Source organism: Cupriavidus phytohabitans, from assembly GCF_017815025.1.
Taxonomy (GTDB): domain Bacteria; phylum Pseudomonadota; class Gammaproteobacteria; order Burkholderiales; family Burkholderiaceae; genus Cupriavidus.
In genome coordinates this window covers 126,587-151,358 of sequence record NZ_JAGIQB010000011.1, presented here as the reverse complement: position 1 = coordinate 151,358, position 24,772 = coordinate 126,587, and the positions used below count along the sequence as shown (strand labels likewise).

Genomic DNA, 24,772 nt, shown 5'->3' with positions numbered 1-24,772 from the left:
CCCTGTCCCGGGCGGCACTAAGGCATATAGGCTTGCGTGGACGTGACAGGATCCGCGCGCCCGCACACAGGATGCGGGCGCCGGTCCTGCCGACATGGCATCGCGAAGTGCCGGCCCGCCCTCGCAAGAAGCTCAGGCAGGGCCGAGTCTGCGCGTATCAGGGGCCAGCGTTGACGTTGGCCTGCACGTTCACGCTCATCTGCGTCAGCGAGGCGGCGCCGCTGTTCTGGCTCGCCATCATGATGCCCGCCGCGGACTGACCGACGCTGGTCATCAGGTTGGACATGTTGAAGTCGCCTGTGGTGACGACGACGTATCCGCCAGCGCCGCCAGCGCCGCCGGCGCCGCCGTTGCCGACACCGCCAACGCCACCGGTACCGCCGGTGCCCGCACCGCCAGCGCCACCTGCACCGCCGGCGCCGCCGCTACCCGTGGTAGCGCTGCCGTTCGAGGCCGAGGTGCTGGCAGTGCCTGCAGTTGCCGCGCCGCCAGCGCCACCGCCGCCGCCGGAAGCAGTCTGCGTGCCACCCGCACCACCAGTGCCGGTGCCAGCGCCGCCAGTTGACGACGAGCCAGCGGTGTTCGTGCCGCCGGCACCGCCGGAGCCGCTGCCCGCACCACCGGTCGCCGTTGCGGTAGAGGTTCCGGCGCCGCCTGCGCCGCCGCCAGCGGTCGCCGCACCGCCCGTGCCACTGCCTGCACCAGCCGTGTTGGTACCGGTCGCGCCGCCTGCGCCGGCACCGGCACCGCCCGCACCACCCGCACCGCCCGTGTCGGCACCTTGACCGTTGGCGCTGCCGCCCGAACCGCCCGAGCCGCCCGAGCCACCGACCGCACCGGCCAGACCGCCAAGGGCACCGCTGGCACCCAGGGCATCACCGCCGATCGCACCGGCGCTGCCGCCCCGGCCGCCTGCACCGAGCGAAGCGCTCAGAGCACCGCCACCCTTGCCAAAGCCGTCGCCACCGCTGGCTCCCGCAGCACCTGCCGCGCTAAGCGCGCTGCCGCCCTTGCCATAGCCGTCGCCGCCATTGGCACCCCAGTTGGAGGCACGCCCGCCGTCGCCGCCGTCGCCTGCGATGGCCGTGCCGGCCTTGGCCCAACCAGCCGTGGCGCTGCCATTGGTAGCGCTGGCGCTACCGCCCGCGGCGCCGACCGCGCCGTTGCCGCCCGAACCACCTTGGCCAGTGCCACCGGCGCCGCCCGTGCCGCCCTTGCCACCGTAGCCGGTGCCGCCGTTGGCACTACCGGTGTTCGTGGCAACGTTGCCAATGCCATAGATGTTGTTGCCGCTCACGGTGCCATTCAGCTTGCTGACCGCAATTGCCGTGGTCTTGTTGAAGGAGCTGGCGATGCTGGACGATGCGGCGCCACCAACAGCCGCCGCAGTCCCGATGCCGTCAGCCGAGGCCTTCAGGCGGTTGTCGGAATTGGTCTTGGTCTTCGTACTCGTCTTCGACTTCGTGACCGTGGTGGTCCGGGTGTCAGTGCTGCTGTCGGTGCTGTTGTCGTTCTTCTGGATGGCCTTCGAGTACTCGTTCGCCGCTGCGCCACTGCCGCTTTGCGTCGAGTTGGCTGTGGCGGTCTGGTTGTTGTCGCCACCACCCCCTACGCCGTCATTGTTGGTGGTCGGATTTGCCCATGCGGAACCCGCAAATGCCATGGCAATCGCCGACGCCAGTAAGGTCTTTTTCATTCCTAGCTCCCAGGAGTATTCACAGTGTCACTGCGGCTCAGCCTCCGGCCGGCGCTCAAGTCCGGAACGACGGCTGGAGGTTCAGGTCCGGCAACTGCCAAACCGACCACCCCTAGCGCATAATCGGTGCCAGCCTCGCCACGTGAGGCGGCAAACCCTTGTAATACAAGGCCTCGCCGGTGGCAGCCGGGGAACTTTCTGGCCGCTTGCGCCATCAATGCGACCCCGCTCGCTGTGCACGTCAAACGACATGTCACACCGCTGTGACAGCGCCCCCCCAAGCGGCTCAGGGGCTACGCCGGGGTTCTAAAAAAATCCATTGGATTTCAAAGGCTTACTGATAACGCTGGGAGTTGCCCGATGCGCCATGCCACGTATCGGGCCTGAAACACGATTTCCGGGGTGCCGCCTCCGTCTCCCGTGTGCGCTGCCCCACATAGGGGGGATGTCCGCTTTTCGCCGCCTGCTTCCGGTCATCCGCACGTTCACCAGGTGGCGTGCCACCCCCGCTCCCGCGCAGTGCCACCGGCACGCGCATGACGCCGCCGTATGACCGGCCACCGGCTTGGCGCAATGCGGAGGTCATGGTGAAGCGGCGCGCGCGGACGTTGTATCCGAAGCGGCTCAGCCGCTATCCATGCTAGGCTCTATGTCTGATTTAAAGTACATTAGAGGCATTACAGACTTGTCATCTCTCTCCACAAGGGAAACCATGAGTGAAGCCGTCGTTCCCCTGTATCACCAGATTTACGTGGTACTGCGCCAGCAGATCGTCGAAGGACGCTTCGGCCAGGGTCCCCTGCCGGGAGAGATCGACCTGGCCAAGCAGTTCCACGCCTCGCGCGTGACCATGCGACGCGTGTTCGACCGGCTGGTGCAGGAAGGCCTGGTGCGGCGCCATCGCGGGCTCGGCACCTTCGTCAACCCGCACCCCGTGCGTCCCGCGTCGGCTACCGAGGAACGCGGCACCAGCCTGCTCGACAACATCATCGACATGGGCCAGAAGACGTCGGTGAAGGTGATCTCGATCGACGAAGTCCACGCCACGCCCGACGTGGCCGAGTCGCTGGGGATCCAGCCGGGGGATCCCGTGGTCAAGATCGTGCGCGTGCGCCACTACCGCAACCGGCCGCTGTCGCATATCACCGTCTACCTGCCGGCGGACCTGGGCCGCCCGATCTCGCGCAAGGCGCTGGAGGAAACCCCCGTGCTGCGCCTGCTCGAAGCCGGTGGCGTCAAGCTGGGCCGTGCCAGCCAGGTGCTGTCGGCGCGCCTGGCGGACGTGGTGGTGGCGCCGCTGCTGGACGTACCGGTGGGCGGCGCGCTGCTGGCGGTGCGCCGCGTAGTGAAGGATCAAGGCGGGCGCCCGGTGCAGTTGCTGCTCGGCCAGTACCGCCCCGACCGCTACGAGTACCGCATGGAGCTGTCGCCCGCCGGCGTGGACAGCGCCAATGTCTGGGTGGAAAGCGAGACCCGTCCCGGCCTGCGCGACTGATCCCGTCCGTGCGCCGCGAGGCGAGGGATGCGGGGACACCCGAGTCGGGCGATACTGCGCACTCCCGATCACATCAAGCGAGGAATCGTCATGCCTGTGTTCCGCCCGGTTTCATCCAGCCCGATCCGTCAGTCTCCGCCTGTGCCGGCTCGCCGCACCACGCTGCGACGGGTTGCCGCCATGGCCGCCTGCGGGCTGATCCTGCCACTTGCCGCCGCGGCGCAGGCGCAGGGCCAAGGCCAGAACCAGGTCGCCGGCGGCAAGCCGATCCGGATCCTGGTGGGCGCGCCCGCCGGCGGCACTACCGACACGCTGGCGCGCACCATCGCCCAGGAGATGTCGCAACTGCTGGAGCAGTCCGTGGTGGTCGAGAACCGGCCCGGCGCGGGCGGCAATATTGCCGCCGAGCTGGTCGCCAGGAGCGCGCCGGACGGCAGCACGCTGCTGATGAGCTTCACCAGCCACACCATCAACGCCACGCTGTACAAGAAACTGCCCTTCGACCCGGTGCAGGATTTCACGCCGGTCACGCTGGTCGCCACCGTGCCCAGCGTGCTGGTGGCCACGCCGAAGCTGCCTGCGAGTAACGTGCCCGAGCTGATCCGGCTGGCGCGCGCGGAGCCGGGCAAGCTGAATTTCGCCATCGGCTCGGTCGGCTCGTCGCTGCACATGGCCGGCGACATGTTCAAGATGATGACCGGCACCTATATCGTCAACATTCCATACAAGGGCACCGCGCCGGCGCTCACTGACGTGCTGGCCGGCCAGTGCGAGCTGATGTTCGCCAGCACGATCAACGTGCTGCCACACGTGCGCGCCGGCAAGCTCAAGGTGCTGGGCGTGACCAGCCCCGCGCCGATGTCGCAGTTCCCGGGCGCGGCGCCGATCGGCGCGACCGTCAAGGGCTTCGAGTCGAGCGCGTGGTTCGGCCTGTTCGGGCCGGCCGGCATGCCCGCGGAGGTCACGCAGGCGCTCTACCAGGCGGCGCGCAAGGGGCTGGAGTCACCCGGGGTGCGCAAGCGCCTGGAAAATGACGGTGCGCAGCCGGTGGGCATGGCGCCCGAGGCGTTTGCTGCCTTCGTCAAGCAAGACGTGAAGCGCTGGGCCTCGGTGGTCAAGTATTCGGGGGCATCGCCGGAATGAGCGTGCCTGCGGACTCGCCTTGCCCTGATGCAACGGCCAGGCCGGCGACGCTGGCCCAGAAGCTGGTCGCCCGCGCGGCCGGCCTGGACTATGCCGAGATCGGCACGGTGGCGATGTGCCAGGTCGACCTGGCGATGTCGCACGATTCCAGCGGCCCGCGGCGCGTCGCGCCGCTGTTGCAGGAGCTCGGCGTAGGCGTGTGGGATCCGTCGCGCTACGTCGTGGTGACCGATCACTTCGTGCCGGGCGGCGACGCCCAGGCCGAATCGATCCTGCGCTTCACCCGCGACTGGACGCGCCAGGCCGGCGCCGAGCTGATCGATGCCGAAGGCATCTGCCACGTGGTGCTGCCCGAACGCGGGCACGTGCTGCCGGGCCGCCTGATCGTCGGCGGCGACAGCCACAGTCCGACCGGCGGTGCGTTCGGCGCCTACATGTTTGGCGTGGGCGCCACCGAGATGGCCGGCGTGCTCGCCACCGGCCAGATCTGGCTGCGCGTACCGCACACGATCCGGCTGGAATGGGACGGCGTACTCGCAACCGGGGTCTGCGCCAAGGACATCAACCTGTTCCTGTGCGCCACGCTCGGCCTGGGCGGCGGACGCTATGAAGCGCTCGAGTACACCGGCAGCGCCGTTGCCGCGCTGCCGATGCAGGAGCGCATGACGCTGGCCAACATGAGCGCTGAACTGGGCGCGCAGACCGGCCTGGTTGCCCCCGATGCGGTCACGCTGGACTGGCTGGCACAGGCCGGCGTGGCGGCGCAGGTGCTGGCACAGATCGACCTGTCGCACTGGCGCACCGACGCGCAGGCGCCGGTGCTGGCGCACCACCGCTTCGATGCCGCGGCGCTGGCGCCGCAGGTGGCCGCGCCGCATTCGCCGGCCAACAGTGCGCCGGTCGACCAGGCCGCCGGCGAGCCGGTGCAGATCGCCTACCTCGGCGCCTGCACCGGCGCCAAGCTGGAAGACCTGCGCATGGCCGCGCGTGTATTGCGCGGACGCCGGGTCGCGCCGGGCGTCACGCTGCAGGTGGCCGCCGCCTCGCGCCGCGACCAGCAGCAGGCCGAACGCGAAGGCACGCTCGCGATCCTGGCCGAGGCCGGCGCCAGCCTGCTGCCCAACGCCTGCGGCGCCTGCGCCGGCTATGGCGCCGCGCGCTTTCCCGCCGGCAGCAGCGCCATCGCCTCGACCGCCCGCAACTTTTCCGGCCGCATGGGCGATGCCGGCAGCGCGGTGTGGCTGGGCTCGCCGATGACCGTGGCCGCCAGCGCCGTCACCGGCCGCATTACCGACCCGCGCACCTTGCTGGCATAAAACCATAACGACCCGGCCTGACCGCGCGCCTGCGCCGGCGGGCCTGACCTCTTGCATGACTGCTCCTGCCGCCCCCAATCCGGCCCATACACCGGCCCATACGCCGACCCATACGCCGGCCCCCACCCCGGCCGGCCGCATCTGGCGTTTCGGCGACAACGTCGACACCGATGCCATGGCCCCCGCCGTGCTGATGAAATCGCCGCTGCCCGTGCTGGCGCGGCACTGCCTGGCATCGCTGCGCCCGGAGTTTCCGGGCAGCGTGCAGCCGGGCGATATGGTGGTAGCAGGCGCCAACTTCGGCATCGGCTCCTCGCGCGAACAGGCGCCCCAGGCGCTGCGCGAGCTCGGCGTGGGTGCCGTGGTGGCGCTGTCGTTCGGCGGGCTGTTCTACCGCAACGCGATCAACCTGGGACTGCCGGTGCTGGTGTGCGCGGAGGCCGGCCGGCTGGCCGACGGCGCGCGGGCGGCGCTGGACCTGGAAACGGCGCTGCTGCGCCTGGACGACGGCAGCACGGTGGCGTGCGAGCCGATCCCCGATTTCCTGCGCGAGATCCTCGGCGCGGGCGGGCTGGTGCCGCATCTGAAGCGGCGCCTGGCCGCCCGGGCCTGACGCTTACGCTTACGCTGACGCTGCCGCTGGCGCGTCAGCCCGCGCGCGTGGTGGCCGCCTGGCGCAGCAGCCCGAGCGCCTCGTCGTCGCTGGTCTGGGTGAAATCCAGGTAGAAGGAGCCGACCGCGCCGAAGTTGGGCGGCGTATTCAGGCAGATCACTTCGTCGGCCGCCGGCTCCAGGGTGGCCAGCCCTTCCTGCGCGCCGACCGGCGTGGCCGCGATCACCCGTGCGGCGCCGGCCATGCGCACGCCTTCCAGCGCGGCGCGCATGGTCGCGCCGGTGGCGACGCCGTCATCGACCACGATCACGGTACGCCCGGCCCGCGCCGGCAACGGCGCGCCGCCGCGGTAGCGCTGCTGGCGCCGGGCGATCTCATCGAGCTGGCGCCCGCGTTCGGCATCGAAGCTGCCGCTTTCCACCGCGCGGCGCGCCCAGGGATCGTCATTCACCACCGTATGCGGCCCGCCGCCGCCGGCATCGCCCTCGACCACGGCGCCCAGCGCCAGCTCCGGGTAGCCGGTGGCGCCGATCTTGCGCACCAGCAGCACGTCGAGCTGCGCACCGAGCGCGCGCGCCACCTCGAAGGCGACCGGCACGCCGCCGCGCGGCAGCGCCAGCACCAGCGCCGGCTGGCCGAGCTTGTCGGCGCCGAAGCCCAGTTCCGCCAGGCGGCGGCCGAGGTAATGGCCGGCTTCGCGGCGATCGGCAAAGCACGGTGGGACTGGCATGGCGCGCTCCCGGTTTGGCTGGCCGGCAGGTTCCGGCCGGGGCACCGAATGGTAGCCCTCCGGCCAATATAGACCTTGCCGCGGAAGGCGTCCGCGCAACCGGCGCGTCGCCTTCATCCGCGGTCAACGTCACGCAAACCGTCGCGATTGGACACGATTGCGCAACAGTGTGTTCAACGCAGGGGGGCTGATCCCGGCGCGCCGGCGCATTAGGATGGTTGCGTTGCCAATCGCCGGCCCGGCCGGCCTCGACGTACCGCAAAATGACTTCGCAAGCCCACGCCCAGCATCCTGCCCACCATCCCGCCCATCCCTCCGACGCCACGGAAGCCGCCAGCCTGAACGCGCCCGACATCCCCTTCGGCTCGCTCGAAGCCGCGGCGCTTGCCGAACTGCCATACACCTTCCGGCCGTCCGGCACCTGCACCCGCTACTACAACGAATACTTCGGCTGACGCGCCGCTAGCCGGCGTCCGGCGCCGCCGCGCCGGAACTCATGACACGCTCGCACAGTGCGGCCAGGCGCGCGGCCATGTCGCGCGCCGGGGCCGGCAGGTCCGGCTGCGCGTGCAGGCTCAGCTCGACGTCCGGCACCGCCGCCGGCCAGCCGCCGCCGTCCAGCACCTGGTGATGCGCCGTGGCCAGGCGCCGTGGCAGCAGCGTGATGCCGAGCCCGTCCGCCACCGCGGCCAGGATGCTGGCCAGGCTCGCGCTGACGAAGGCGATGCGCCAGCGCCGCCCGCCGGCGTCGAGCGCGTGCGTCATCTCGCCGCGGTACAGCCCGCCGGCGGGAAATGCCACCAATGGCACCGGATCGCGCGCCACCGCCGGTCGGCTGCGGCTGTCGATCCAGCACAGCGGCTCGGGCCAGCTGGCCATGCCCGGCGCTTGCGCCACGCGCTGCTTGACCAGCACCAGGTCGAGCTCGCGGTCCTGGAAACGCTGCCACAGCTCGTGGCTCATACCGCTGGTCACTTCCAGGCGCACCCCGGGCCAGTCGTCGGCAAACCCGGCCAGCACCGGCGTCAGCGGCCGCGCGGCAAAATCCTCTGGCACACCGATGCGAATCTCGCCCTGCCCGGCGCTCTGGCGCAGCTGCCCGACCGCCTCGGCCATCAGCTGCTGCAGGCGGCGCGCATAGCCCAGCAGGCGCTCACCCTCCGGCGTCGTCACCACGTATCGCCCGCCACGGTCCAGCAGCACGCAGCCAAGCTGGTCTTCAAGCCGCCGCACCTGCTGGCTGACGGTTGACTGGGTCAGGTGCACGCGCTGCGCTGCGCGGGTAAAGCTGCCGCTTTCCGCCACGGCGACAAAACTCTGCAACAGCACGGGATCGAGTCGGGGGTCCTGCATGGCCGGCCTTCCATTGGATTTTCCACTGCCGGTGATTTCATCATTTAATTTCCCAATCACCAAGCCCCCGCGTACAGTGGGCACCCTGCCAGTTGCCATGCCGCAAGTCTTGCGAGCGTGGACTCACTTATAAAAAATCCCTGTACAGAACATGACCACTCACCAGGAATTCATGCGAGAGGCGGTGCGCCTTGCCGCGGCCAACCGCGACCGCGGCGGGCGTCCCTTCGGTGCCATATTGGCCATCGACGGCCAGGCCGTGGCCACCGGCGTCAACGACATCGTGCACAGCCACGACCCGACCACCCACGCCGAAATGGAAGCGGTGCGGGCCGCGGCGCGCAAGCTCGGTCGTCCGGACCTGCGGGGCAGCGTGGTCTACGCCAGCGGCCACCCGTGCCCGATGTGCCTGGCCGCGATGACCATGGCGGGGGTCCAGGCGGTCTACTACGCCTTCGACAACAACGACGCCGCGCCCTACGGCTTGTCCAGCGAAGCCGCCTACCAGGCGCTGCGCCTGCCGCTGGATCCGCCGCCGCTGCCGCTGACGCGCGTGCCGGCAGACCTGTCCGCCGCCCAGCTCTACGGCCCCCGCGCCCCGCATACCCCGCGAGGCTGACATGGCGGACATGGCACGGGCGCCCGACCTCGCCGGCGCCGCGGCATGCACGCGCAGCAGCAGGGCACCGGCGCGCTGGCTGGTGCTGGCCGCCGTGGCAGGCATCGGCCTGAACCTGCGGCCGTTCCTGACGGCGGTGGGGCCGCTCGCGCCGACGATCCGCGCCGGCACCGGGCTTACGTACCAGGGCATGGCCTGGCTGACCTTGCTGCCGATGCTGCTGATGGGCGTGGGCGCGTTCTTCGGTCCCGCGCTGTGCGCCCGCCTGGGCGCGCGCAACGCGGTGCTGGGTGCGCTGGTGCTGCTGGGCGCGGGCTGCGCGCTGCGCCTCGGCGTGACCGACGGTGGCTGGCTGATCGGCTCGGCGGCGCTGTGCGGGCTGGGCGTGGCGGTGGTGCAGGCGGCCTGCCCCGGACTGGTCAAGCAGGAATTTCCCGGCCGCGTGGCCCCGGTAATGGGGCTGTACTCGGCCGCGCTGATGGGTGGCGGCGCGCTGGGCGCGCAACTCTCGCCCTACGTGACGGCGCTGTCCGGCAGCTGGCGCGAGGCGCTGGCGCTGTGGGCACTGCCGGCGCTGGCCGCGCTGGCGCTGGCCTGGGTGGCACTGCCGCGCGCGCATCGCAACAACCGGCTGCCGGACCACGCAGCGTCACGCAGCCAGCCCGCGGGCGCGGCGCGCACCCTGCTACGGCGGCCGCGCACATGGCTGCTGATGGGATGCTTCGGCGTGATGAATGGCGGCTATGCCTCGCTGGTGGCGTGGCTGGCGCCGTTCTACCAGGGCCATGGCTGGAGCGCACCTGCGAGCGGCGCGCTGGTGGCGCTGATGGCGGTGGCGCAGGCCGGCGCTGCGCTGCTGCTGCCGGCGCTGGCGGCCCGCCGCGTCGACCGGCGCGCGTGGATGGTGCTGGCGCTGGCGATGCAGGCGACCGGCTTTGCCGGGCTCGCGCTGTGGCCCGACGCGGCGCCGTATGCATGGGCCGCGATCGGTGGCGCCGGGCTGGGCGGCTGCTTCGCGCTGTACCTGGTGGTGGCGCTGGACCACCTGCCCGACCCGAACAGCGCCGGCGCACTGAGCGCGCTGATGCAGGGCGGCGGCTTCCTGCTGGCGGCACTGGCGCCGTGGCTGACTGCGATGCTGCAAGCCAATACCGGCGGCTTTGCCGCGGGCTGGTGGTACCACCTCGGCTGCGCCGCGCTGGTGGGCGTGCTGACGCTGCGCCTGAACCCGGCCGGCTACTGCTCGGCCTATAGCGCGACCTACAGCGCGACCTATGCCGCAGCGTCCGTCGAGCCCCGGTAGATATGTTGTCGGGCAGCAACCTGCCCAACATCTCGCTGCGCACCCGCTTCCCATGGGGATCGGCTTCGCGCTGAACTCCATGCGGAAATCGATCGCGCTCGCGATGCCGCCGCCCTGGCGGCAGGTCAGCGACTCAGCGCGGTTTCGACCGTGGCCGTGGCATCCGGCGCCTCCAGCTCCTGGGGCAGCGCGAACAGCGCCGCGGCGGGCGGCGACAGCCCCTGCAAAAACTGCAAGGCAAGCACGATGAGCATGATTGGCATGGCGCCTCCTTCAAGCACACGTGACAGATTCCGCTTCCCGGCACGACCGTCTGGCACTCCGCGAGGTGCAAGCTTCATGCCATTGGCGCAGTACCCGTGGGTGGCCGTACTACTGGCATCCCGCACGCACCGTACGAAGCCCGCCCGGCACGCAGCGCGAGCCATGCTGACGCATGCTGCACCGGCTCGGCCCCTCTTGCAACGACTCGGCAAGGACTCAGCAAGGACTCAGCATTGCCACCGGCCGTACCCGTTTCTGCGTCACCGCGGCAATGCACCCGCCGCCAGAACGGAACGCTGGCGGCCCCTCGGCGCCCACGTTTGCTTGCGAGATCTATTTCCGATGTAACGTCACATTACGCCATCCGTGGGATTGCTGCACCCTTCGCCAGTGCCGCTCCCGCGTCCGGCACGCCTTGCCGCGCAAGGCTCCGCAGCCATCGCCAGGCACCGTGCGCCCGATCCCGCGCGGTTCAGCGCCATGTGAGACAGCCTTACAAGTGCAAGCACGCAGCGAGGAGGCCGGTCGCTACATTGAAGCCGTGTCCAACGCGATCCCGCCAGGAGCCCAGAAATGCAACGAGCCCTTTCCCTGGTCGTGCTGCTGTCCACCACGGCCGCGCTGCTTTCCGCCTGCATCGTCGTGCCGCCGCGCGGCGGCCCGCCGCCCCGCCACCACCATCACTACGACCGGTATTGATCCTTGGGTTGATCCCCGGATTGATGATTGATTGCCTGACAACGACCGCCCACAAGGAGTCATCCCATGAAACGCCAGCTCATGCTTGCCGCAGCCGTCCTCGCCACGGGCGGCGCCTTCGGACTCATCGCCCCCGCCGAAGCCCATCCCACCGCCGTGGCCCACGGCTATGGCCATCCGCCGCCGCCGCGCTACGAGCCGCATCCCGCCGCGCGCCGTGGCCAGGTCTGGGTGCCCGGCCACTGGGTCGGCGCGCGCGGCCGCTACGACTGGCGCCCCGGCTACTGGCAGGCGCAGCGCCCGGGCTACCGCTTCGTGCCCGACCGCTGGGTGCGCGGACCGCAGGGCTGGGTCATGCGTCCCGGCCACTGGAGCCGCTGACGGACTGGGTCCCGATACCGGCTTGCCACCCTGCCGGAAGCAGTCGGTGGCAAGCCGGGTGCAGACCTGCGCGGTGGCCTTCCCAGGTCTCATGCCTAGGGTGTAGTCACGGCTCATCCAGAAGCACTAGTCCATGCGCCCGAGCGCGTAATAAATCGCGCAGATATATTACGAAACGCGGTATCCAGTTGCCGTTTCATAATTGCGCCACCTGCATGCGCCATATATTCCGTACACCCCACTATAGGGTTAGCAACCGCTCTCATAAGGGCTTCGGAAAATGCGATCTGTTTCAGCGTTGCAACCATATTAAATCCGGGTGTCACATCGTTGAAACTGCTGAAACCCAGAGCCGGGGCGGCGTTTGCGGAACCTGGGATGGCGCATTCGGGTGAATTCTTAAAGGATTATGACGAGCCTGTCATTCCAACCCTGTCTCGTTCCAATTCAGCTCGCTTGCAATCCACCCAACCAGCCCATAAGATGAATTTAAGCCGATTTAGGAGCGAGAATCTTTCGGGTTCGGGTTCGGGTCAACCATCCAGCCATCGACAAGTTCCATCCAGAAGAACGGGACTGCCGGGGCATGGAAGCATGGGGGTCACACACGCGCTCAGACACCATGGTGGCTGAGGTCCTGCACTGCCCTCCATACGCAAAGCGCCCCGCAGTCCGCTCCCGAGTAACGGGGAGTGAAGTCAATGAACGCGTTGCTGATCGAGGAGCATCCGCTGCTCCGGCTCGGGCTGTTGCAGATGCTCGAGAACATCCAGGAATCCGCCCAGGTGGCAGCCATTGCGCCAGCGGATATCGCCAGGCTGGATAGCCGGCACCACCATGCAGACCTGCTCGTGTTCGGCATGCCCGCCGAATCCGGCCCGGGCTGGGTACAACTCGAACAGGCCCAGGCCGTGCTGCAGCCGCAGCGCGTGCTGATCCTGGCCGACGTACTGCCCTTGCACGTGCCCAATCCGGAAAGCGCTCGCGGCGTGTGCGGCTGCCTGCCGAAAACAGCTTCGCTGGCGGTGATCGAGGCGGCCATCCGCCTGGCCATATCTGGGGTGCAGGGCCTGCTGTTCTCGGCCGAGACCGGGACCACGCCTTCCGCCTCGCGCTCGGCCTTTCCGGCGGTGCAGTCGCTTGCCTCTGCCGCGCCGCTGCCTTTGCCGGCGGCCATGCCCACCGACTCGCTCTCGCTCGCCTCATGCGCCAGCGCGCAGCGCAGCACGCCGCGCGCTAGCGTGGCGGTGCGCGACCTGACCGACCTGAGGCCGGGCCAGCCGTTGCCCGCGCCAGCTGCCGCCAGCCCCGTGCCGATCGCCGAGGAAGAGCCGAGCTATGGCGAAGCGGAAATGCTCAAGATCACGCCGCGCCAGTACGAAGTGCTGGTGCTGCTGGCACGCGGCTACCCGATCAAGACGGTCAGCCGCATGCTGAATATCTCGGTGGCCACGGTGAAGAGCCACGCCTGCACGCTGTACCAGCGGCTCAAGGTGCGCAACAAGGGCGAAGCGGTCTACGCCGCCCTGCAGCGCGGCGCGACGCTGGAGTGGGTCAGCGGCGACGAACGTTTTTCGCGCGACAGCAGCGCGCGCCCGCTAGTCGCATCCCGCGGTGGCGACGCCGCATTCCAGGCCACCAGCACGGCGCTGTAGCGCCAGACTCTGCGCCGTACCCGCGCTAGACGGGCCGGCGCAGTGCCTGGATCTGAGAATCACCAGGGGGGTCAAACATGCCGGCACGCACTTTCCTGCCGACCTTTTCGGTGTGTGTCGCCACGTGCGACCAACCTGAAAGCCTGCGGCACACGCTGCAATCCGTAGCCGATTCCACCATGCCGCCGCATCAGCTGATCGTCACGGACGACAGTCACGGCTACGACACGCGCGAAATGATGCGCCACGACTATCCGGACATCACCTATCTGGAAGGTCCGCGCCGCACCAGGGCCGCAAACCGCAACCGTATATTGCCCGTTGCCACCGGTTCGCACGTGCTGTTCCTGGACGACCGCACACGGCTGGGACCAACCTTCCTGCAGCAGATGGCCGACTGCCTGGCCGACGACTACATGCACCGCACTGCATCGGGCTGCGCCACACCGCTGATCGTGACGGGCACGGACATGTGCCAGGGACAGCGCGGCAAGCCGCGCAAGGCAGCCTTTCTGGGCTACCCGTCTCTGGACTACAGCCATGGCGAGCGGCTGTGCTCAGTGGTGCTCCACAGCACCGTGTTCCCGCGCGCGTTGTTCGACCATGTCCGCTTCTGCGAGCAGCTCGCGGCGGGCTACGAGGACTGCGAGTTAGTCGGCCGCGCGGTGTACGAGTTCGGCCACCGCATCGCGCTGGTACCAAGCGCGGTCAATCAGTACACGGTCTCCGTCGGCCATGACGATGACACCGAGCCGGCCAGCGCAGCCTCGCGCCTGTACGTGACCTATCGCCGCTACGGGCGCAGCCAGCACCGCCCGGTCAGGGCGGCGCTGTTCCTGGCGGTGGCGCTGCCACATATGCTGGCGCGCAATGTGCGCCACGCAGGCTGGCATGGCACGACGCCGGCATGGGACACGACACGGAAATTGTGGGCGCTGCTGCGCGCCGACCGGCAGCCGCAGGCGCGCGGCGCAGCAGCCGGCACGAGCCTGCCGGGATCCATGGCCTGAGTGGCGCCCCGCAAGGGCGGCCAGCGTACCCGTTTCTGCGCCCTGCTCCAGGATCAAACTAGCGCCGGTACGCCGGAAAGTATCCGCGCAGGTCCGCCAACTCCTGCTCGCCGGCCTTGCCACCGCCGCACAACGCGGCGTAGCGCTTGGGATCGACAATCAGGCGCTGGGTGCGGAACATCCGGGTGTCAGGCGAGAAGCCTCGCTTGAAGCGAAGCAACGAATCCTGCTCCCCGTTGCTCCCACGCCCCCCGCCCAGGTTCAGCACGCGATATCCGTGCTCGCGGCCCCATTGCCGTTGCGCGTGGATAAGCAGTTTCAGCGGCTGGCGATTCAGGCTGCGATCGTCGGCGCCATACAGGTGCCCCTGCAAGATGCCCGACGACGGCGCCACGGTAAGCAGCGCTGCGGCGATGGGCACGCCAGCCTCCTCGGCGACGAACAGCTTCAGCAGGGCTCCGAGTTCACGGCGCAGTGTGTGGTAGTAGCGCTCGTCAAAGTAATAGAATGCCGGCGCCCCCAGCCGCCGCATTGATGCGTTGTACATGGCGAGGAAGCTGCCCAGCGCGCCAAAGGACTCGTCGATGCGCACGGTGACGCCGGCGCGCATGGCCCTGTTGATATCACTGCGGTGACCATGCGCGGTGTCGCGCCAGTGCGCGGCCTCGCTCTTGGTCAGATCAATCGTGACCGTGGGGCCTTGATCCACCACCTCGCCGACGGCGCTGTTCCAGCTTGAATTGAGGAGTGGATGCAAGCGGATAAACCAGGACACGCAGCCATCGGCGCGCAACATGGCAATAGCCTCGCGCAGTGCCGCATCAGCAAAGTCCTGGCCGGCGCCCGCGCTCAGGAGCGGCCCGCCGTAGCCATAGGGCGAGACGGCATCCCACTCCCCACAGCTAATGGCGCGCCTTACCAGCGGCAGCAGCAACTCGGCATCACCGTCGCGGGCATACAGCGCCCTTGCGCTGCCACGGTCGCCGAACTCCGCCGCACGCGCCCAGCCGGGCATGTGGTAGCAGTCGTGACAGCGGCGCCGCAGCGCCTCACCCCAGGCTGGGTCAGATGGAGCGAGCAGCCGGATCTTCATGACGTCACAGGTTGCGGTTCAGGCTGTCTGGCTGTCCGCACAGTTTGCCCTCCCACGCGAAAAAAATGCCGAACCTGGCAGCCGCACGCAACAGAGCAGCGACAGGGCCTAACGACACAAGCCATCGCAGCGCACCGCGCGACGCATCGCCCGCGGACGGCACCAGCGCGAGGGGCAACAGCCCCCACGGTGTCCAGCCGGATCAGCGTTGGACAATGCATCATCGCTGCATGGCGCCTGCGCAATCCCGAGCCGGATCGCGCATCACCACGCCTTCCACGTCCTGCCCTGCTCCCGTCGGCAGGGTTGCCCGAAGGACTACCTCGCGCACCACCCGCGCAGCCAGGTCGATCTCGGCCTCGGTCAGGGTGGGATGTACCAGCAGCATCAGGCTGCATTCACCCAGCAATCGGGCATTGGGCAACCGGCACGGTGGACGCCAGCCAGTGCCATCGAACGCCTTCTCTAGATAAGCCTCCGAGCAGCCGCCCACATAGCAGGGCACCCCAGCTGCCTGGATCTCGGCCACGATGCGGTCACGGCTCCAGCCTTCCCTGAGCAACTCCGGGCGGACGAATGCATAAAACTTGTACCATGCGGGTCGGGCATCAGGCGGGCAGGCGGGCAGCCAGACTGCAGCGCATTGCCGAAGCGCGCCGGCAATGACCTCTGCATTGGCAGTGCGCTGCGCCGTCCATTGCGTCATGCGCGCAAGCTGTATGCGCCCGATCACCGCCTGCATTTCCAGCATGCGCCAGTTAGTACCGAAGGATTCATGCAACCACCGGAATCCCGGGGCATGCTGGCGCCCATATACCGCGTCCCAGTTCTTGCCATGATCCTTGTACGACCACATGCGGAGCCAGAGGTCTCTTGCGCTGGTCGTCACCATCCCGCCCTCGCCGCCAGTGGTCATGATCTTGTCCTGGCAGAAGGACCAGGCGCCCACATCTCCAATTGCGCCAACCGAGCGCCCTTTGTAGCGCGCGCCGTGCGCCTGCGCGCAATCCTCGATCACCTTGATGCCGTGCTCGCGCGCCAACGCCATGATCGGGTCCATGTCGCAGGGTATGCCGGCCAGGTGCACGCAGATGATGGCTCGTGTCCTTGGCGTCAGCACCTTGCCGATCGTCGCCGCGGACAGATTGCCACTAGCAAGCTCGACATCGGCAAAGACTGGCGTTGCTCCCGCATTCACCACGCATGAAATGCTGGCGATAAACGTTCGTGGCGTGACCACGACCTCGTCGCCTGGGCCGATGCCTAGCGCCTTCAACGCGACGTCGAGCGCAAGCGTCCCGTTTCCCAGCGCAATCGCATGCGGCGTCCCCACCCAAGCGGCAAACTCCTCCTCGAACTTCCGGCATTCGTCGCCTGTCCAGTAGTTCACACGATTCGACAACAGCACCTTCTGCACGGCAGCCGCCTCGTCGGCAGTGAAGCTTGGCCAGGGAGAAAAGCTGGAATCCAGCATGGTCGTCCACCTCAGCAATGGAAGTCGGAGCGGGTGCTGCCGCGCAAGCCAGGCGTCACCTGAGCACCCGATGGAATGCAATCATCTAACCAGACTTGCATCGGCACGTGAAGGCCACCATGTGGACTAGGACAGTCAGATGAGGCGCCATGGTGCAGGCGCGCGCCGGCGTCCATTGCGTACGCAAGCCCACGTTGCGATGTTGCAAGAGACGCGCCAGCAACAATAATTGCATCAGTCTGGAATGGTGCCGGAGCACCCAGTCATGCTGACGGGCTGACGGGCTAACGGGCCAACGGCAAATCGAAAGCCATTGACAGAAGAAGCCTCAAGACAATGCAGAACCGTGTGCAGCCATTCCTGTCCGCTCCGCCAGTAGGGCATCCTTGTCGCAGCCTGGTCGCCACCAGGTCCCTGCACCCTGCGGTGCATGGAGGTTCCGGCAAATGACCAGACTACTTTCGCGCTGGCTGCTTGCGCTGCCCCGACGCCGCAAGGTCGCGCTCATGGTATCGGCTGACCTGCTTGCGCTGCCGATGTGCTTTGCTTTCGCATTGTTCCTGCGCGTCGGCAATCTCGAGTTGCTGGCTCAGTACGGCATCACACCGCCGCTGATCATTGCGGCCTGCACGATTCCCGTGTTCTCGCTCAGCGGCCTGTATCGGACCGTCGTGAGGTATTTCGACCTGAAAGTACTTTGGACGACTGGCACCAGCCTGGCCTGCATCATCGGGATCACCTATGCGCTGTCGTTCCTCGTGCACCTCGACCGGCTGCCTCGCACCGGTCTGCTGATCTACTGGTTCATCGCTTTCTCCTATGTCGTCATCTCCCGCTTTGTCGCGCGTGCATTGCTGACGCGCTCGCTCCAGTCCCGGCAGGTGCAGAACGAGCCAGCGCCTCTGCGCGTGGCAATATTTGGCGCCGGCGAGGCCGGCTTCCAACTCGCCATCGCCATGCGATCCAGCCTGCGTCACAAGGCTGTCTGCTTCTTTGATGACGACTTCGCGCTCGAGGGAAAGATCTTTGCCGACCTCCCCGTCCATCACAGCAACCAGATGCGCTCGCAGATCCAGAAGTACGCGATCAATGAAGTCGTGCTGGCCGTGCCGACCCTGCCCATGGCGCGCCGCCGCCAGATTGTGGAGAAATTGCACCACTATGCGGTCAGCGTGCGCACAGTGCCCACCCTGCTCGAACTGGTCGACCGACAGATCACAGTGCAGTCCATCCGTGACATCAGCGTGGAAGACTTGCTGGGCCGCGACATCGTCCCCCCGCGTGAAGACCTGTTCGCCAAATGCACGCTACGCAAGACGGTAATGGTCACCGGCGCGGGTGGTTCCATCGGCAGGGAGCTATGCCGTCAGATCGCCACACAGGGACCGCAGCGACTGATCCTGTTCGACCACTCCGAATATGCCCTCTACGCGATCGCAGAGGAGTTGCGGCAGCGCTATCCTGAACTGCAGATCGATGCCCGGATCGGCTCCGTCTGCGATTCCACCGCAGTGTCCGCGGCACTGCGCGGCCAGCAGGTCGACACCCTCTATCACGCCGCGGCTTACAAGCATGTGCCTCTGGTCGAAGTGAACATGCCGGAGGGCATTCGCAACAATGTGTTGGGTTCCCAGACGGTCGCCGACCTGGCGGATCATTTCGGCGTTCAGACCTGCGTGCTGATTTCCACCGACAAGGCGGTCCGGCCTACCAATGTCATGGGCGCAAGCAAACGGATTGCAGAACTCGTTTTCCAGGCTGCCGCCGCCCGCCCCAATACGAGAACTACGTTCTCGATGGTGCGCTTTGGCAATGTATTGGGCTCATCCGGGTCGGTGGTGCCGCTGTTCCGCAAGCAGATCCGCGCGGGCGGGCCCATCACAATTACGCATCCGGATGTCATTCGCTTCTTCATGCTGATTCCCGAAGCGGCGCAGCTGGTAATACAGGCTGGCGCGATGGCCAAGGGTGGCGAAGTATTCGTGCTCGACATGGGCAAGCCGGTCCGCATCATCGACCTTGCCCGCACGATGATCGAAATGTCCGGACTGGTGGAAAGGACGCGCAAGAACCCTGCCGGCGACATCGAGATCAAAGTCGTAGGGCTGCGCCCGGGCGAGAAGCTTTTTGAAGAGCTCCTGATCGGTGGCGAGGTGACGGCCAGTGGGCACGAGCGCATCATGTGCTCGAACGAACCGTTCCTCGAAGCCGCAGAGCTGAATGCGAAGATCCAGCGCCTGTTCGTAGCCTGCGACACCCGCGACGAGTTGGAGATCCAGATCGCCGTACAGAGCCTGGTTTCCGAGTACACCCCCTACAGCTCTCTGGATTCGCCCGCCCGCAAGGTGCCGGCACCCACACCGCCGCCATTGCGCGGCGTTGCATCGCGCCGGCCCTCGTCCCCGGAAATCGGCGTGGACCTGCCGCCGGCAACATTGTCCAATCCGGGCGAGGCCAGCTGAAGGCGGCCGGCCACGTGCCCGTGACGACGACGCAGTAACCCGATTGCCGAGCGATGTCCTGCACGACGCCGTGTGGCTCGGCACAGCTGAGCGCACGCCTGGCCCGAGGATCAGGGCATTTCCGAGCGTTCCGAGCGTTCCGAGGGCCAGGCAGGGCGGTGCTTCGCGGGTCTGGCATGCAAGGCGCACGCGCCGGCCGTCAAGTCCGCCCGCGGCTATCCGTGCTTAGTGGAGAACGCACTCGACATCGCCGGCCTGCGACGCGCCAGACATCATCCGTCATGCCGCCACGACGCTGTTCGCCGCACCTGTCGAAAGATCCGGTACGGCGCCCGATGGAAAAAGCCAGGGATTTCCGACGCTATTTCGCCTTGTTGCCGGAGACTTGAAGCATGGTTTGCCCATGCAAACGGCTTCCACTGTTTTCCTTGTCCGGTTCCGGCCCGACAGCCGGTGGTTGGACATGATGATCCGCGTCCTGTTTGAAGCGTCCGAGAATGTGCCGTGCCAGGTGTGGTGCCGCATACTTCGCGCCATAGACGAAACGCAGTGCCGGCCCGAAGCTCAGCGCAGCCGCGGGTCCAACCACGTACAGGTCGCGTAGATTGGTTTCGAAATTGCGCGTCAGGCTTGGCGCGCCACAAACGAGTGAGAGCGAGTCCTGAAGTTCCTGGGAGAGGAAGGAATGCCTGGTCAAATCAATCTTGAACCCTGTGGCCAGAACAACATGATCGGCACTAATTCGGGACACTTTATTCGCAGTCGAGACCTGCAGGACTACCTGACCGTCCCTGAGTTCGGCATCCCTGATTTCGGTCTGGGTCCGGATATCGATCTTGCCCTCCACGCGATCGCGCAGCCACGACGCGCCAGACGGTGCCCAACCCGTGTCGAGCAACCTCTGGCGGCGCTGGAGATCCAGCATGTGGAAGAAAGCGGGGTGCTCGGACAACAGGAAGGACATCAAAAGCGCACTTGGACTGTTGGAATCCCAACCACGTCCCAAGCCGATCCGCCCTCGGAGCAGCCTTCTGACACCACCGTGGGAGCTACGCGACTCCCTGCTCCAGTTGACCTCGCCGCGCACAAGCAGCCGAACCCGAGCTCCGAGTTCGCCAAAAAGCGCGGCAAGCCCGATTGCCGACTGCCCCCCCCCGACAACAACGATACGCTTGCCTTTCGCCCATGCCAGGCTTCCGATTTCGCCGGAGTGGACCACGTAAGGCTTCGGCATGGCCTGCAGTGCCGCGGGCACCTGCGCGAATCCTTTCAGGCCCAGGGCAACGACCACGCGCCGCGCCGCCATGGCGCTGCCATCGCTCAGAAGCAGCCGGTAGAGCCCCTCCTTGCGGTGCATGTCAATAACGTCCACCGGACGCACATGACTGACCAGTCGCGACTGGAACCACAGCCCATAGTCCACGAAGAGTTCCAGCGGCACGCGCATTCCAACCTGTCGGTACGGGACGCGGTTACGACGGCAATATTCTTCCAGCGTATAGCCTTTCCACGGCGCGTAGAGGTTCGAGGCAAACGGTTCAGAGCGCAAGAGCATCCCCGGCGGCATGAAATTTCTCCAGGCATGCATTGGTTCCCCGAGAATCTGATTGGGCACGCCGGCCTTGCTCAGATAGGCCGAAACCGACAGACCATAGGGGCCGGCCCCGACAATAACCGTATCCGTGGACGAGATCATTATTGCTCTTCCCTTTGAGTTTTCCTGGCGCCTGCGAAGGCGCGCCGTCCGGAACAGCGTGGCGCGCCATGCCAGCCGTCGTCGGTTACATCGGTCACGCGTCCAGTCAGATTAAAGGCAGTCTGAAACCTGCCTTAAGCGGCATCGGTACGGCCCCGCACACTCCTTTTCGATCACAGCGGCGCCCCGGCTTGGGCATGTTGCAGCAGAACGTGGCCTCAACCACATTTGCTGCTTCACACAACGACCCGATTTTGGTGAGATAGGGATCCAGAGCGGAAATTCGGAATCCGTCGGACGGCGGCAATGGACTCCTCTGCGTGACAGACTGGACGGATCGATCATGAAGCGCTTGTTTGACATAGTGTTCGCCTCCATGGCATTGCTTGTGCTGGCAATACCGCTGCTGCTCCTGGCAGGTGCCGTGCGCTGGAAGCTAGGCAGCCCGGTGCTGTTTCGCCCGACGCGCGCGGGCCTGGACGGCAGACCATTTCAAGTCGTGAAGTTCCGCACCATGACGGATGAGCGAGGCCCTGACGGCAATCTCCTGCCGGACAACGACAGGCTCACGCCGTTCGGCAGATTTCTGCGCCGCGCCAGCCTCGATGAGCTACCCCAGTTCTGGTGCGTTCTGCTGGGGGACATGAGTGTCATTGGCCCACGCCCGCTGCCAATGAAGTATTTGCCGTGTTACTCACCCGACCAGGCTCGCCGTCTTCTGGTCCGTCCCGGCATATCCGGGTGGGCACAGGTGAACGGGCGGAACACCCTGACCTGGGAAGAGAAATTTCGCCTGGACACCTGGTACGTAGACCACCACTCTTTCTGGCTGGATCTGAAGATCCTGTTGCGCACGGTAGGCACCGTTGTTGGCCACCAGGGCATCAACGCAGCAGGCGACCTCGAGGTACCGACGTTCACAGGCAGTCCCGGTGTTCAGCATGCGGCGAGCGTGCCCCGGCCCGCTGCGAACGAAGACGTTCCGATTCACATCGCATGACGACTCGTCTCGTGCTGAATGTCACATTCCCGCCCGCGGTACGAGAGGCGTGTCACCACTTCGTGAATTTGCGCACATATCACGCTGCTTTCGGGCAGGCCATTCTGATTAGATGGCATATGTCAGACATTGAGCGCGGGCATCGTGCGCAGAAGGCTTCCGCGCGGTCGGCAAGCCCGTGACTCAAGGCAGTAGAAAACAAGTGCCGGTGTCCCGGCACTAATCCAACGAAAACGGCCGAAGGCCTGCATGACGTGGCCTGCCGGGCTACGACAGGGTCAATGTGACTGGAATGGCATTGGGGTGAACATGAACGTTCTGCTGACGTGCATAGGTAGAAGACGCTACCTGGCGGAGTATTTCAAGTCGGAGCTGAATGGGACCGGTCTGGTGCTTGGAGTGGACATGAATGGCGGCGCGCCGGCTGCGAGCGCGTGCGACAGGTTTTTTCTGGCGCCCGGGCTTTATGCGGATAACTACATCGACTTCCTGCTCAACCTGTGCAGCGAGCATCGGGTCTCCGCCATCCTGTCCCTGAATGACCTGGAACTTCCGCTCCTTGCAGCGAACGCACAACGGTTTCGCGAGATCGGAACGATACCGGTGATCTCGTCGACAGAGGTGGTGAATCTGTGCGCGGACAAGTTCCTGACCGCGCAGTTTGCCGAATCAATCGGAGTATCCACGCCGCGCAGCTATGCCACGCTGGAGAGTGCCGAAGATGCAATTTCTGCGGGAACGGAAATTTTCCCGCTGGTGGTCAAACCCCGCTGGGGCAGCGCAGGTTTTGGCATATTGTTCGTGGAGAACCTGGACGAGCTTCGCTTCGCCTATGCCTACTGCCTGCGGATGTGCCGGAAATCGGCTTTTGCGAGGCTGGGACAGCCAGATGCGGCGGTGCTGGTCCAGGAATTGATCTCGGGCCAGGAGTACGGACTCGATATCTTCAACGACCTTGAAGCGAGGCCGGTCGGATTTGCCGTGCGCAAGAAGCTGTCGATGCGCGCGGGAGAGACCGATCGCGCGATCACTGTCGAAAGCGAGCCTTTCGACGACATCGCCACGCGCATCGGCCATGAATTGGGGCATATCGGCAATGTCGACTGCGATGTGATCGAGCGCGAAGGACGCCAGTATCTCCTGGAGCTGAATCCAAGATTTGGAGGCGGCTACCCCTTTACCCATCTGGCGGGAGCCAATCTGGTAAGAGTGCTGCTGAATTGCGTGCGCGGGCAGCACGGCCAGAAAGTCCACTACCAGGCCGGCATCGAACTGTTCAAGTGCGCCTACCTGGCCAGAGTCGGCGAACTGGCGGAGCAGCATGTTGCCATGGAAGCATCAGCCGGCTAACGGCATGGAAGGAATCGATGAACAGCGCGAATGTGATTGCCAGTGCCGCGACGGACCTGGTCCAGCCGACTTCCGACTCCAGCCGTCAAGGGGACGCTGACCATGCTCCAGCGGCGAGCGGAGCCACTGCTCCCGTCAGGCAGATTGCTGACACGGAAATTACGGATGACGCGGCACAAGTCCGCTACCGCCAGCTCTGCAATACTGCTGCGAATATTCCGCTATTTAGTCAGGCGTGGTGGCTGGACGCCACCGCCGGCCCCGGGAACTGGAGCGCAGCGCTGGTCGAGCGCGGCGGTCAGATAGTGGCAAGCCTGCCCTACGCCCCCCGGCGCATGTATGGATTTTCAGTCATTGCCCAGCCGGCACTGGCCAAGATGTCCGGACCGTGGCTGGCCCCGATGGATGGCAAGCCGCCGAGAGTGCTGGGCCAGCAGAAGGAGTTGATGGACGATCTGATCGGGCAGCTGCCGCGGTTTGACCATTTCCAGCAGCACTGGGATCCCGACCAGACCAATTGGCTGCCCTTTGCCTGGAAGGGGTTCCGCCAGACCACCAAGTACACCTACGTCCTCGATGACCTGTCGGATCCGGAAGCGCTCTGGAATGGCATGCAGCCCAACATCCGGGCCGAAATCCGCAAGGCGGGCTCCCGCCATGGTCTTCAGGTGCGCGACGACCTTGGTATCGAGGAGTTCATCAAGCTGAACAGGCAGGTCTTCTCCCGGCAAGGCATGGCGCTACCCTACACGGACGACTACGTGCGCCGCCTTGACGCCGCGTGTGCGGCGCGAGGGGCACGCAGGATCTTCATTGCCGTGGATAAGGAAGGCCGTCGTCATGCCGGCGTCTATCTGGTCTGGGACGGGCGAGTCGCCTATTACCTGATGGGAGGCTCAGATCCGGTGCTCCGGACCAGTGGGGCGGCCAGCTTGTGCATGTGGGAAGCAATCCGCTTCTCCTCGGGCGTGGCGCGCACGTTTGACTTCGAAGGGTCGATGCTGGAGCCGGTCGAGCGCTTTTTCAGGGCATTCGGCGCCAGGCAGCAGCCTTATTTCTTTATTCAGAAGACCCCCTCGCGCATCCTCCTGACATACCTGTTCCTGCGTTCGCTCCGCAATCCCTGAGGTATTGCTATTGCTTGTCGTGGCAGTGCCTATTGCGCCGACGCGCGTTGCTTTCAGGTCGCGCCGATTCGTGGCGGTTGCGCGTGGCTTCGCGGCAGCTCCGATCCCCCATTGCTCGCATTCCGGGAATGCCACCTTGCCAGCATCCGTGCGGTTTCGCACATTGCTGGCCTGTCGCGCACCGCATGCGCGATGGTGGTACGGCCTCAGTCGAATGGACGATACCCGTTGGAACGATGTTTCCTTCAGTTGCCACTCGCTAGTCTGATGACTCCCCGGCACGCCGCGACGAG

22 protein-coding genes are annotated in these 24,772 nt (G+C 66.4%); 15 read left to right on the top strand and 7 right to left on the bottom strand.

Annotation, left to right across the window (positions count from 1 at the left end):
• Positions 1-157: 157 nt before the first annotated feature.
• Positions 158-1,696, bottom strand: coding sequence for a hypothetical protein (locus J8I34_RS10275; protein WP_209805963.1), 1,539 nt, complete (start codon positions 1,694-1,696; stop codon positions 158-160).
• 712 nt (positions 1,697-2,408) lie between these two features.
• On the opposite strand from J8I34_RS10275, the gene J8I34_RS10270 reads away from it, so the two are divergent.
• From J8I34_RS10270 to J8I34_RS10255, 4 genes are all read left to right on the top strand, one after another.
• Positions 2,409-3,191 carry a GntR family transcriptional regulator gene (locus J8I34_RS10270; RefSeq protein ID WP_029045092.1) on the top strand — a complete coding sequence of 261 codons (783 nt, stop codon included), beginning with the start codon at positions 2,409-2,411 and terminating at the stop codon, positions 3,189-3,191.
• Between the two features lie 90 nt (positions 3,192-3,281).
• Positions 3,282-4,334, top strand: coding sequence for a tripartite tricarboxylate transporter substrate binding protein (locus J8I34_RS10265; protein ID WP_209805962.1), 1,053 nt, complete (start codon positions 3,282-3,284; stop codon positions 4,332-4,334).
• The gene (locus J8I34_RS10260) at positions 4,331-5,650 is read left to right on the top strand and encodes an aconitase/3-isopropylmalate dehydratase large subunit family protein (protein WP_209805961.1); all 1,320 of its coding nucleotides are present in this window, start codon (positions 4,331-4,333) and stop codon (positions 5,648-5,650) included. The genes J8I34_RS10265 and J8I34_RS10260 overlap by 4 nt, the downstream gene beginning before the upstream one ends.
• Before the next feature lie 55 nt (positions 5,651-5,705).
• Positions 5,706-6,263, top strand: a complete 558-nt coding sequence (locus tag J8I34_RS10255; protein ID WP_209805960.1) for a LeuD/DmdB family oxidoreductase small subunit — start codon at positions 5,706-5,708, stop codon at positions 6,261-6,263.
• 34 nt (positions 6,264-6,297) lie between these two features.
• Here J8I34_RS10255 and J8I34_RS10250 read toward each other — a convergent pair whose 3' ends face one another.
• Complete coding sequence (locus tag J8I34_RS10250; protein ID WP_029045095.1) at positions 6,298-6,993, bottom strand: phosphoribosyltransferase; 696 nt, start codon at positions 6,991-6,993, stop codon at positions 6,298-6,300.
• Between the two features lie 263 nt (positions 6,994-7,256).
• On the opposite strand from J8I34_RS10250, the gene J8I34_RS10245 reads away from it, so the two are divergent.
• Entirely contained in the window at positions 7,257-7,448 is a 192-nt protein-coding gene (locus J8I34_RS10245) for a hypothetical protein (protein WP_029045096.1), read from the top strand.
• A 7-nt stretch (positions 7,449-7,455) separates the two neighbouring features.
• Here J8I34_RS10245 and J8I34_RS10240 read toward each other — a convergent pair whose 3' ends face one another.
• Positions 7,456-8,346, bottom strand: a complete 891-nt coding sequence (locus J8I34_RS10240; RefSeq protein WP_029045097.1) for a LysR family transcriptional regulator — start codon at positions 8,344-8,346, stop codon at positions 7,456-7,458.
• Between the two features lie 151 nt (positions 8,347-8,497).
• Between J8I34_RS10240 and J8I34_RS10235 the strand changes: the two genes are divergently transcribed.
• Complete coding sequence (locus tag J8I34_RS10235) at positions 8,498-8,965, top strand: nucleoside deaminase (RefSeq protein WP_209772720.1); 468 nt, start codon at positions 8,498-8,500, stop codon at positions 8,963-8,965.
• A gap of 10 nt (positions 8,966-8,975) precedes the next feature.
• Complete coding sequence (locus J8I34_RS10230) at positions 8,976-10,268, top strand: cyanate transporter (protein WP_209805969.1); 1,293 nt, start codon at positions 8,976-8,978, stop codon at positions 10,266-10,268.
• A 125-nt stretch (positions 10,269-10,393) separates the two neighbouring features.
• On the opposite strand, the gene J8I34_RS10225 is transcribed toward J8I34_RS10230, so the two are convergent.
• Complete coding sequence (locus J8I34_RS10225; protein WP_198030780.1) at positions 10,394-10,531, bottom strand: hypothetical protein; 138 nt, start codon at positions 10,529-10,531, stop codon at positions 10,394-10,396.
• A gap of 574 nt (positions 10,532-11,105) precedes the next feature.
• Between J8I34_RS10225 and J8I34_RS35240 the strand changes: the two genes are divergently transcribed.
• From J8I34_RS35240 to J8I34_RS10210, 4 genes are all read left to right on the top strand, one after another.
• Complete coding sequence (locus J8I34_RS35240) at positions 11,106-11,231, top strand: hypothetical protein (protein WP_029045099.1); 126 nt, start codon at positions 11,106-11,108, stop codon at positions 11,229-11,231.
• Positions 11,232-11,297: 66 nt separating this feature from the next.
• Entirely contained in the window at positions 11,298-11,612 is a 315-nt protein-coding gene (locus tag J8I34_RS10220; protein ID WP_029045100.1) for a YXWGXW repeat-containing protein, read from the top strand.
• Between the two features lie 701 nt (positions 11,613-12,313).
• The gene (locus J8I34_RS10215) at positions 12,314-13,267 is read left to right on the top strand and encodes a helix-turn-helix transcriptional regulator (protein ID WP_029045101.1); all 954 of its coding nucleotides are present in this window, start codon (positions 12,314-12,316) and stop codon (positions 13,265-13,267) included.
• 77 nt (positions 13,268-13,344) lie between these two features.
• Positions 13,345-14,277, top strand: a complete 933-nt coding sequence (locus tag J8I34_RS10210) for a glycosyltransferase family 2 protein (protein WP_029045102.1) — start codon at positions 13,345-13,347, stop codon at positions 14,275-14,277.
• A 58-nt stretch (positions 14,278-14,335) separates the two neighbouring features.
• Here the strand turns inward: J8I34_RS10210 and J8I34_RS10205 are convergent, their stop codons facing one another.
• Entirely contained in the window at positions 14,336-15,370 is a 1,035-nt protein-coding gene (locus J8I34_RS10205; RefSeq protein WP_029045103.1) for a GNAT family N-acetyltransferase, read from the bottom strand.
• 220 nt (positions 15,371-15,590) lie between these two features.
• A complete protein-coding gene (locus J8I34_RS10200; protein WP_209805959.1) occupies positions 15,591-16,844 on the bottom strand; it encodes a DegT/DnrJ/EryC1/StrS family aminotransferase in 1,254 nt (417 codons plus the stop codon).
• 446 nt (positions 16,845-17,290) lie between these two features.
• On the opposite strand from J8I34_RS10200, the gene J8I34_RS10195 reads away from it, so the two are divergent.
• Entirely contained in the window at positions 17,291-19,306 is a 2,016-nt protein-coding gene (locus J8I34_RS10195) for a polysaccharide biosynthesis protein (protein ID WP_029045105.1), read from the top strand.
• Between the two features lie 361 nt (positions 19,307-19,667).
• On the opposite strand, the gene J8I34_RS10190 is transcribed toward J8I34_RS10195, so the two are convergent.
• Positions 19,668-21,002: an NAD(P)-binding domain-containing protein gene (locus J8I34_RS10190; RefSeq protein ID WP_029045106.1), complete on the bottom strand. Its 1,335-nt coding sequence runs from the start codon at positions 21,000-21,002 to the stop codon at positions 19,668-19,670.
• A gap of 343 nt (positions 21,003-21,345) precedes the next feature.
• Here J8I34_RS10190 and J8I34_RS10185 point away from each other — a divergent pair, with 343 nt between their 5' ends.
• From J8I34_RS10185 to J8I34_RS10175, 3 genes are all read left to right on the top strand, one after another.
• Positions 21,346-22,002: a sugar transferase gene (locus J8I34_RS10185; RefSeq protein WP_029045107.1), complete on the top strand. Its 657-nt coding sequence runs from the start codon at positions 21,346-21,348 to the stop codon at positions 22,000-22,002.
• Between the two features lie 309 nt (positions 22,003-22,311).
• Positions 22,312-23,352 carry an ATP-grasp domain-containing protein gene (locus tag J8I34_RS10180; protein ID WP_209805958.1) on the top strand — a complete coding sequence of 347 codons (1,041 nt, stop codon included), beginning with the start codon at positions 22,312-22,314 and terminating at the stop codon, positions 23,350-23,352.
• A gap of 17 nt (positions 23,353-23,369) precedes the next feature.
• A complete protein-coding gene (locus tag J8I34_RS10175; RefSeq protein ID WP_209805957.1) occupies positions 23,370-24,479 on the top strand; it encodes a GNAT family N-acetyltransferase in 1,110 nt (369 codons plus the stop codon).
• Positions 24,480-24,772 lie beyond the last annotated feature (293 nt).